We start from the raw sequence: 4,343 nt of genomic DNA on the forward strand, positions 1-4,343 counted from the left end.
CGGTGCGCGAACCCACCGCCGCCGCCGACGCAACCGCCGCATCCGCCTCGTCCCCTTCGAAGATCCGCCGCGCCTTCGCAAGCGCGTCGGCCGCCGCGCCGTAATCGCCCATCTGCGTCTGTGCGAGCGCGATGCCGTACCAGTTCGACGCCGCGTTGAGCGCCGTCTGGTCTTCGATCTCGGTTTTCAGTCGGCTCGCGATGTCGCGGTAATCGCTCGGCGAATGCACCTGCAGCACGCGCGAGCGCGCCCTCACGAACGCGTATTCCGACGACTGCCGCGGCTGCCGGTAAGGCACGCGCCGCGCGCGGTCTTCCATGTCGGCGATGCGCTCGCCCGTCAGCGGATGGGTACGCGCGTAGGGCGGCACGCCGTTGTCGCCCATCGTCGAGCGGTCGAGGCGGTCGAAGAAGGCCGTCATCGCATAGGGGTCGTAGCCGGCCGCGCTCAGCATCTGGAAACCGACCCGGTCCGCCTCGTGCTCGGCCGCACGCGAGAAGCGCAGTTGGTTGTCGACGGCGAACGCCTGACCGCCCATCGCGATGCCCATGCCGAGATCGCCGCTTTTCGCGGCCAGGCCCGCGAGCAGGCCCGCCAGCATCGCGGCGAGCGCGGCGTAGCTGCTGCGCTCTCGCGTGCCGAGCATGCGCGCGATGTGCCGCTGCAGCACGTGCCCCATTTCGTGCCCGACGACCGACGCGAGTTCCGATTCCGTCTGCGTCGCGGCGATCAGCCCTGTGTTCACGCCGATGAAACCGCCGGGCATCGAAAACGCGTTGATCTGCGCATCGCGCACGGCGAAGAGATCGAAGTCCGGGAGATAGCCGCCGAGATACTGCGACACCGCCGCCGTCGAGAGCTTCGACGACACCGAATTCAGGTAGTCGCGCGCGAGCCAGTCGTCGAGATAGTCGGGGTCGTTGCGCAGGTCGCGCATCAGACGCTCGCCGAGCCGCCGCTCGGCTTGCGGCGTGAGCGTGCCGCCGGAGCCGTCACCGAGATCGGGCAACTGGACGGCCGAAAGCGGCGCGCGCAGGCCGTTCACGCCGGTCATTTCGCCGGGACGGTTGGCGAAGCGGCTTTCCGCGCCGCCATAGACGCCGAAGACGCCTTCGGCCACGTTGCCCTGCGTGCTGGTCGCGGTGCTGCTGGCGGCGTCGGGCACCGTGGCGCGCAGCGCGGCTGCGGCGAGTGTCCCGGACTGGACGCGTGCGGACGACGCGGACGATGCAGACGACGCGCTCGCCCCGGTCTGCGCCAGTGTCGCGGGCGGCACGGCGAGACTCAGGCACAACACGGCGATCAGAAATCGATTCGGACGCATGGAGTACGTGGCGCGATGCGTTCGCCGGACTCGCGGCCGGCGCGGCTGAAAGACGAAAACGAGCCTATCGTATCAAGTGTTAGGGCCGTTTCGGGGGCGGGTTGCGCTGCGCCATGCGGGGCGCGCGTGGAATCGCCGCTGGTATGATAGGCGCCCGCTTGAAGCAACCATTTTGCATGTGACCAGAGTAAGCGCATGGGATCGACGCGCCCCCTCTGGCCGACAGGAGAGCTTATGTCCGGACTCACTCATTTCGATGCCGCTGGCGAAGCGCACATGGTCGATGTCGGCGACAAGGGCGAGACGCGACGCATCGCGATCGCGCGCGGATCGATTGCGATGCTCGATAGCACGCTCGCGCTGATCCGCGAAGGCCGGGCCAAGAAGGGCGACGTGCTGGGCGTCGCGCGGATCGCCGCGATCCAGGGCGCAAAGCGCACGTCGGATCTGATTCCGCTGTGTCATCCGCTGGCGCTGACGCGCGTCGCGGTGGATTTTGTCGTCGATGAAGCGCTGCCCGGCGTGCATTGCGAAGTGCGCGTAGAGACGGTCGGGCGCACCGGCGTGGAGATGGAAGCGCTGACGGCGGTGCAGGTCGGGCTGCTGACCGTCTATGACATGTGCAAGGCGGTGGATCGCGGGATGACGATCAATAACGTGAAGGTGCTGGAGAAGCACGGCGGGAAGTCGGGCGACTGGGTGGCGCCCGCCTGAAACCCGGCCTCACTCGTCCCCGTCGTCGTCCTCGTCGGACTGAACCTGCTCCGCCGACGGCGTCCCATACAGCTTCACCAGTTCCGCCTTGAACCCCGCCATCGGCTTGCCCTGCTCGTCGAGCAACTTGTACACCGCTGTCAACTGCGTCGGCCAGTCGTGCAACTGCGTGGCGAAAATCTTCAGGCGCGCGACCGTATCGAGCGCCGCTTCGCGCTGCCCCGCCAGCGCCTGCAACACCGCGTAACGCCGCAGCACCGTCTCGCCCGGCAGCAGCGCGAGCGCCTGCTGGTGCATCGAGAGCTTCTCGGCGAGATTCTGGCCGTTCATCGGCAAGAGCGTCGCCGCTCCGTACTCGCCCCACGCGCGGAACAGAAACGACGGATCGTTCGCATATTGCTCGGCCGGCCGCGACCCGTAGTACAGCACCTCCGCGCGGTTGTAGTCGCGCATCATCGGATACAACGCCGCCAGCCCGCCCAGCACGAGCACCGTGTAAAGCCCGTAGGACACCGGCCGCGCGACCAGGCGCAAGGCGCGCGTTTCGAGCAGGCCCATCACGAGCATCGCCGGCAGCAGGAAAAACATGTACTGCTGCGGATATTCGACAAGCGCATGCATCAGCAGCACGCCGAGCAGCGTGATCCCGAAGATGCGCGCGGGTGTCTGCGGCGCGCGCACGACCCGCACGAACCACGTCACGACGCCGAGCAGCAGAATACCGAGGCCGAGTGCGCCCGTCTTCGCGAGCAAGTCGATAAAGATGTCGTGCGAATTGTTCGCGATCTCGACGCCGCCGAGTTCGCGCACGAAATCGAACTGATAACGCGGAAACTCGCCCCAGCCGACGCCGAGCAGCGGGTGCGTCGCGAACATCGTCCAGCCGTATTTCCAGAGCGCGAGACGCGGTGCGATCTGGTTCGCGTCCTGCATGCGCTCGGCCGCCGACTGCGCGAGGTCGAGGTTGAAACGCAGATTCGCCCAGCGGATCGCGATGTTCACTGCAAAGAACAGCACTGCCAGCACGACCGGCATCAGCCACGCGCGCAGATCGCGTTTTCCCGGCCCGTCGAAACCTTCCGCCGACGAGGGACGCCCGAGCACGAACGCCATCCAGAATCCCGCGACGACGATCACCGCCATCTGCAGCCACGGGCCGCGCGAGACGGTCAGCGCGAGCCCGACCGAAAAGATCGTCGACAGCACGAACCACAGGATCGCCGGCAGGCGCCGCGTCTGCACGAAGTAGAGCGTGCCTGCCATCGCGAAGGCGATGTAGGTCGCGAGGTGGTTCGCCTGCGCCATGTTGCCGAACGGACGGCGCTCGGTCATCACGTTGTATGCGACGATGAACGGCGTGAACTTCGCCTCCATGTGCAGCAGTTGCACGATCTGGCAAAACACGGCGAAAAGCCCGCCGACGATCAGCGCCGCGGCACCCCAGCGCCAAGCCTTGTCGACGAGACCCGCGCGCACGATACCGAAGCCCGTGTGCACCGTCACGAACGCCGCCAGCAGATAGCCGCCGCCGAGCCAGTTGAGCGATGGCTGCGCGACTGGCAGCAGCACCGTCTGCGCGATCAGCAGGACGCCGAAGGCGAGCGGCATCAGCGCGATCATCGGCATCGCGAACGATGCTTGCGGCTCGGTTGTGCGCGCGACCAGCGCGACCGTCGCACCAAGCGCGAGATACAGGGCGAGCGCGCTGTATTCGGCGTAGAAAGTCGGGATCGGGTACGTGTGGTTGACGACGGCGTAAGGGATCGTCAACGCAAGAAACAGCACGGAAAGGCAGAGAAAGCGCGCGAATTGTGAAGGCATTGGGGGGTTGGGAACGTCGGCGACCGGCGCACTATACAAAAAATTACCCGGGCTGTCCGGCGAGTGAACCGAAATGCAGCGAATTCGGCCGGAATCGCCGTGGTTTGTTGTGCGGCCGCCATTGCCCCCACCGCCGCGAACCCATGCGCGAGCGCCGGACCGCGCGTAAGTGCTGTCCGGCGCTCGCCGCTTCGCGTAAGTCCACCGTCAGGCGCGGCACTCCGGCGGGGCGAGATTCGACGGCAACGTCGGCGCTTCTGCGGGGTTCGGCCCCGCACCCGGCGCCGGCAGCGACGAGGCCGCCTTGCCGCCCGCGAAGCATTCCCACGTGACCGACCCCGCCTGCACGACGCCCTTCGCGAGCGCGACGCGCGCGGTCGGCGTGTCGGCGTTATCCGGCGACGACGGCACCAGCACGAGCGTGTTCGAGCCCGCCGGCGCCACGCGCGTCGAGTAGGCGATCGTCACCTGCCCGGTGTCGCTG

Annotated in this window: 3 protein-coding genes and 1 pseudogene; 1 reads left to right on the plus strand and 3 read right to left on the minus strand. The window is 67.3% G+C overall.

Annotation, left to right across the window (positions count from 1 at the left end):
* Positions 1-1,324: M48 family metalloprotease (locus AWB81_RS40750; RefSeq protein WP_235026181.1), on the minus strand; the 1,324-nt coding region annotated here is incomplete at its 3' end.
* Positions 1,325-1,558: 234 nt separating this feature from the next.
* Here AWB81_RS40750 and moaC point away from each other — a divergent pair.
* The gene (moaC, locus tag AWB81_RS40755; protein ID WP_062644082.1) at positions 1,559-2,038 is read left to right on the plus strand and encodes a cyclic pyranopterin monophosphate synthase MoaC; all 480 of its coding nucleotides are present in this window, start codon (positions 1,559-1,561) and stop codon (positions 2,036-2,038) included.
* A gap of 9 nt (positions 2,039-2,047) precedes the next feature.
* Here the strand turns inward: moaC and AWB81_RS40760 are convergent, their stop codons facing one another.
* Positions 2,048-3,859, minus strand: a complete 1,812-nt coding sequence (locus AWB81_RS40760; protein WP_062644085.1) for a PglL family O-oligosaccharyltransferase — start codon at positions 3,857-3,859, stop codon at positions 2,048-2,050.
* Between the two features lie 207 nt (positions 3,860-4,066).
* Positions 4,067-4,343: pseudogene (locus AWB81_RS40765) on the minus strand (hypothetical protein); the annotation flags it as partial.

The sequence above is a fragment of the Caballeronia arationis genome, from assembly GCF_001544975.2.
GTDB classification, from domain to species: Bacteria; Pseudomonadota; Gammaproteobacteria; order Burkholderiales; family Burkholderiaceae; genus Caballeronia; species Caballeronia arationis.